Raw genomic sequence first — 5,268 nt, forward strand, 5'->3', positions numbered from 1 at the left:
CGTACGCGGCGTCGAAGGCGGCCGTCCGGTCCTTGGCGCGGACGTGGTCCAACGAGCTCAAGGACCGTGGCATCCGGGTCAACGTGGTCTCGCCGGCATGGATCGAGACTCCCGGGGGCACCGCCGCTTTCGGCGACGAGGAGACCGCCCGGGCCGTCAAGGAGAATGTCGCCGCGACCGTGGCCAAGGGCCGCATGGGTCAGCCTGAGGAGGCCGCCGCAGTCGTGGCCTTCCTGGCCTCGGAACAGAGCAGCTACGTCGTCGGCGCGAACATCTACGTCGACGGTGGCGCGAACCAGATCTGAGCAGGCACCACACGGTGGGTGGCATCTGAAGCGTTCCAGGTTCACCGCACGCTCCTATTTTAGGAGCGTGCGGTGAACCGCCCGTCGCCTCGCTCGCGCAGCCGGCCGCGGTCGGTGAGCTTGGTCATCTTCGCGCGCAGCGGTTCCGGCTTGCCGCGCACCGTCACCTGAAGGCCCAGTTCCTCGCCCACCGCCCTTACCTGGAGAGGGCCGTCGGGGGCCCGCACGATCGCCAGGATCTTGCGGTAGTCAGCGGGCAGCGCGGCCTCGTCGGGATTCTCGCTGCGGTGCGGGCTCGACAGGACCGCCCGCCCCGCCACCCGGGCGGGAGTCGGGGCGGGCGGTCGCGGCGGCCTCCGCCGCGGCCCGGTCCTGCTCGGTCAGCCGGTTCAGGACCCGCTCGGCGATCAGCAGTTCCTCCCGCTCGGCCTGGACCTCCTGCAGCTGCTTGGCCAACTCCTCGGCCAGCGTGTCCAGTTCACTCCGGCGAGCCGTGATCCGCTCCAGCTTCTGCATGCCCACGCCCTCCCCGCGACATCCCCCTGTACCGACCCGGTGACGGATAGTGAGAGCGGCACGGTCCTCGGCGCAGCAGAACCCGACAACGACTCCGGCCGGCATGTCAGACGATCTTCACCGTGGACACCCGCCGACGACCCGCATGAGTATCCCGCCCGCCCCTCACACCAGACCCGTGACCTGCGAACTTCACGTTGCACAGACCTCACTGAGGATGGTCCCACGGCTCGCGAAGTCGATTACCAGCGGCTTGGGCTCATCACGTGCTTTCCGAGCAGCGGTTGGTCCTTCAGCAGCTCCTGAGTGACATCAATTCTCATCGAAATTGATCATGTGGAAGTCCCGCAAGTGACTCCCGTAGTCATCTCAACATGGCATCCATGGAGAGTGACGCAGCCACCGGTCGGGACGGAGCCGGTTGAACCCGGTGAACAGCGGCCGCCCGCAGGGAAGTTCGTGCACCACGCCCCTGAGCGCGTACAGATCGGTGCTCGGCGTGACCCGCCCGCCGGCTCCTGCTCCGGCACCATGTACTGACACGTGCCGAGCGGGGGGTCTCCCCGGTGTGTGCGAGGCTGGTTGACTTCTTCCGCGCGGGCAGTCGACGGCGGGCCTTTGGCCAGGCGGTCCGTGTACCGACATGCCGCTGGGACTCATCGAAGGAAGTGGACGTGGAGCAGTTCGCTGCGGGCAAGGTTCTGCGCGGCAGGTACCGGCTGGACCGGATCCTGGGCAGAGGGGCGATGGGACACGTCTGGCAGGGGACGGACGTGTATCTGGAGCGTCCTGTCGCGGTCAAGACCGTGGCCGCGGACCTGCTCGCCCTGCCCGACTGGCGCCGCACCGCCCTGGCGCGCTTCGAGCGGGAGGTGAAGGCCGCCGCACGTCTGGACCACGCCAACATCACCACCGTGTACGACGCGGCCGTCACCGAGGACGTCTGCTGCCTGGTGATGCAGCTCGTCGACGGGACGACCCTCGACAACGTCATCGACGGCGCCGACGACGGGCGCCTGCCCGTGCCGGCCGCGGTCTCCGTGGCCGCGCAACTGTGCTCGGGGCTGTCCGCCGCGCACGCGGCGGGCCTGGTGCACCGCGACCTCAAGCCCCAGAACGTCATGGTCCGCACCAGCGGTCTGGTGAAGATCCTCGACTTCGGTCTCGTGAAGGTGCTCTCGGACACCGACCCGCGGCTCACCATGACGGGCGAAACGCTCGGCAACTTGGCTTATGCCTCGCCCGAACTCCTGGGCGGCGAAAAGCCGTTGGACGGTCGCAGCGACCTGTACGCGGTGGGGTGCCTGCTGCACCACATGCTCACCGGCCGCCCTCCCTTCCACAACGAGGGCCTCGCCGAACTGGTGACTCAGCACCTCACCGCGTCCCCGCCCCGGCTGGCCGAAGGCGGGGTCGACGCCCCGGCCGCGCTCCAGGAACTGTTGGACGCACTGCTCGCCAAGCGCCCCGAGGATCGTCCCAGCGGTGCGGCGGAAGTGTATGCGGCCCTTGCCCCGTACCTGCCGGCCCCTGATCCGGCGTTCGCGACCCGCAGGATGCCGCCGGAGGATCCCCGGCGGCCGTTCCTCGTGCCTCAAGGGCCGATCGTGCCGCGTTAGCCGAAGTGCAGCGCGGCACGATCCCGGAGCCGGCCGGCCCCAGGGCCGGTCATGCCGCGACCGGCGGTCGGACCTTGATCAGTTCCCTGAGGAACGGGCTCGGCTCCCCGTGCCAGAAGACATCGAGGCTGTCCCGGGCGCGTGTGGTCGCCACGAAGAGCAGGGACCGGGCGCGCTGCATCTCCGTCCGGTAGCGCGCCGGGTCCGTGGTCCGTCGCTGCTGGACGCTCGCACGCGGCACCAGCCCGTCGGTCGCCCCGGCAATGATCATGTGCTGGTACTCGAGCCCCTTGAACCGGAACATCGTGCCGATGTGGACGCCGCTGTCGCCGCGGGGCCCGTCCGGGCCGATCTCCAGCGCCCGGATGCCGTGCTGAGCCAACGTGTACGCGGCTTCGCTCGCCATATCGTTGGTCGGCACGGCGATGGCGATCTGCTCGTGCGGCACCTGACCCCAGGACTCGATCAGCGCGGCGATCGCCTCGCGCTCGTCCGTCCAGTCGTCCAGCCTGTGCAGGTCCGGAACGGCACCGCTGAGCACGGACCGGTACCCGGCCAGCGTCTCGGTGCTGCCGTCGAGGTCGTCGTACATCTCGTCGCCGAGCACGTTCAGCGCGGAACGCAGGATCTGCCGGGTGGTGCGGTAGCTCAGCGACAGCTTCGACGACCGGCCGCGGATGTTGATGCCGAGGCTGCCGAGGGTCACCTGGTTCTTGTAGATGCGCTGGTGGGTGTCACCGACCAGGAAGAGGTCGTTGCGGTCCGGAGCGGTCATCGCACGCAGCATCTTCCAGTGCGCGGGCCGCAGGTCCTGAGCCTCGTCGACCACGATGTGCCGGTACCGGTAGCGCAACCAGCCTCCCGAACCGTCGGCCATGTGGACGTTGTCCAGGCCGCCCGCTTCCTCCCGCCGGCGGTCGATGGCCTGGATGCGCCGGGCGCGTGCCACCTCCAACTGCGCTGCCCGCTCCGCGACCTGGTCCCACGTCTGGGCTCCGAGCCGGTCCAGACGCTGGGCGAACCGCTCGGCGAGCTGCCAGATCTCGGCGCGCTGGGCACGGGTGATGGTGCCGCCGCGTCCGGCGCGGCGCGCCCGGAAGTAGTCCGTGCGGGAGGTGACGGCCTGGCCGAGGATCACCTGCGTCCACTCGTCGTTCAGGAACTCCGCGTCCCAGCCGTCCTCGCCGAGTTCGTCCAGGAGCGAGCGCCATTCGCGGACCGCCTGCGCCTCGTCGATGATCCGCTTGCGGTTGCCGGGCTCCGCCTCCCGGACGGTCCGCAGCGCGAGCTGGTCGACGTGGCTGATCTCGACGCGCGACAGCAGCGCTTCGCCGCCCAGGGCGAGCAGCCGTGAACGCAGATCCGCCGCGAGGTTCTTGTTGTACGTGGTCAGCAGGACCGGCTTGTTCCGGCCGGCCGGGAGCCGCTCGACCAGGTGCCTGACCCGGTGCAGCGCCACGATCGTCTTGCCGGTGCCGGGCCCGCCGCCCACGCGGGCGGGACCGCTGTAGTCCCGCGAGACGAGCTTGGCCTGCGTGGGGTGCAGGAACACCTTCCAGCGCCCGAAGTCCTCGCCCTCCAGCGCCTCGCGCAGCGCGTCGTCGGTCGTGGTGACGATGGTGGCGGGACGGTCGACGGCGGCCCGGAAGTCCTCGGGGTCCACGGGTTCCGGCGCCGCGACGGGGGCGGTGACCTGCTCCAGGACGTCGTCGTACCCCTTGCCGTCGTACAGCGCCAGCAGCACCTCACCGGTGAGCTGGGGCGCGTACTCGGCGAGTCCGAGGAGCTGGTCCTCGGTGGTCAGCGCGGCGACGACCGGGAGCAGGGACGGGGCCACACCCAGGTCGGTGAGCTGCTGCTCCGACCACTTCGCGAACAGCGGCTGCGGAGCGGCCGGCTCGGCGGGACGGGCCTGCTCGGCGGGCTCGACGGGCTCGGTGGGTGGGGCTGTCTCAGCGGGTGCGGCGGTCCGCGGGGCCGCGGGACTGAGCACTTCCGCCTGCACGACCTGGAGGTCCACGTACTCGATGCCGCCGGTGACGCGGTTGACCGAGTACGTGAGCCGGTCCAGGTGCGCGTACACGTCCTTGCGGTGCTTGACCGAGACGATGAGCCAGTCGTCGTCGGCCAGCCGCAGCAGCAGGGCGCGGTACTCGTCGTTGACGCGTGCCGAGTGCAGCTTGTCGTGGCCCTGCAGTTGCTTGAGACGCAGGCCCGCGGAGTCGGGGTTGGTCTTGAACTTGTGCTGGAAGTCGTAGATCGCGCCCTTGACCGGGCGGGGGAGCTTGAGGATCTCCCGGTCGGCCTTGTCGAGCAGGCGCAGCGTCACGTTCTTGCCGGTCACGTCTGTTCGTTCTCCCCGTTCTCCGTGGTGGTGCCGTCAGGCTGGTCAGGATGCCCCCGGTCGCCGGTCGCCGGTCGCCGGTCGCCGGACGGTGGTGTCGGTGGTGCGCCGTCGATGCGGTCCGCGATGCCGTCCGCCCTCCAGTCGGCGGCGGGCCGTACCTCCCAGCCGGCCGCGGCGAACGCGCGGTCGCGGTCGACGGCCTCCGGATCCTCGTCCTCGCCCTCCGGCGGGCGCGGGGCGAGGACGACACCGACGCGTGCGGCCGGCCAGGCCAACTCGGCCAGCCAGCCGTTCTCGTCGAGCTCGTGGCCGTCCTCGGGAACCGGGACACCGCGCGCGGCGAGGGCCTCGGCGAGTGCGAACAGGCCGGGCTCGTCCGGGTCGAGGTAGGCGAGGACCTGCTCCCACGCCGCGTCCCGGACGGGCGCGGCGACGCCCGTCACGGTCACTTCCGCGGCGGCCGGGGCCCGCGGCGACGGCG

General features: G+C 70.7%; 5 protein-coding genes and 1 pseudogene (1 of these 6 only partly in view). 2 read left to right on the top strand and 4 right to left on the bottom strand.

Features of this window, described 5'->3' with window-relative positions:
* A partial coding sequence (locus ACFPZI_RS21535) for an SDR family NAD(P)-dependent oxidoreductase (RefSeq protein WP_381365350.1) occupies positions 1-305 on the top strand: 305 nt, incomplete at its 5' end.
* 59 nt (positions 306-364) lie between these two features.
* Here the strand turns inward: ACFPZI_RS21535 and ACFPZI_RS21540 are convergent.
* Complete coding sequence (locus ACFPZI_RS21540) at positions 365-532, bottom strand: hypothetical protein (RefSeq protein ID WP_381365353.1); 168 nt, start codon at positions 530-532, stop codon at positions 365-367.
* Between the two features lie 22 nt (positions 533-554).
* The gene (locus tag ACFPZI_RS21545) at positions 555-821 is read right to left on the bottom strand and encodes a hypothetical protein (protein WP_381365356.1); all 267 of its coding nucleotides are present in this window, start codon (positions 819-821) and stop codon (positions 555-557) included.
* Between the two features lie 674 nt (positions 822-1,495).
* On the opposite strand from ACFPZI_RS21545, the gene ACFPZI_RS21550 reads away from it, so the two are divergent.
* Entirely contained in the window at positions 1,496-2,440 is a 945-nt protein-coding gene (locus ACFPZI_RS21550) for a serine/threonine-protein kinase (protein ID WP_381365359.1), read from the top strand.
* Positions 2,441-2,489: 49 nt separating this feature from the next.
* Here the strand turns inward: ACFPZI_RS21550 and ACFPZI_RS21555 are convergent, their stop codons facing one another.
* Together ACFPZI_RS21555 and ACFPZI_RS21560 are read right to left on the bottom strand one after the other, a co-directional pair.
* On the bottom strand, positions 2,490-4,784 hold the full coding sequence (locus tag ACFPZI_RS21555) for a UvrD-helicase domain-containing protein (protein ID WP_381365362.1): 2,295 nt from the start codon (positions 4,782-4,784) through the stop codon (positions 2,490-2,492).
* Positions 4,781-5,268: pseudogene (locus ACFPZI_RS21560) on the bottom strand (DEAD/DEAH box helicase) (it continues 6,531 nt past the right edge of the window). The gene ACFPZI_RS21555 and the pseudogene ACFPZI_RS21560 overlap by 4 nt, the downstream one beginning before the upstream one ends.

It is taken from the genome of Streptomyces chlorus, assembly GCF_042655885.1.
In the GTDB taxonomy this organism is placed as follows: Bacteria; Actinomycetota; Actinomycetes; order Streptomycetales; family Streptomycetaceae; genus Streptomyces; species Streptomyces chlorus.

What these genes read in the sequence shown, in the direction of transcription:
- ACFPZI_RS21545 (WP_381365356.1), bottom strand. Translation starts at nt 821, where the DNA reads ATGCAGAAGCTGGAGCGGATCACGGCTCGCCGGAGTGAACTGGACACG.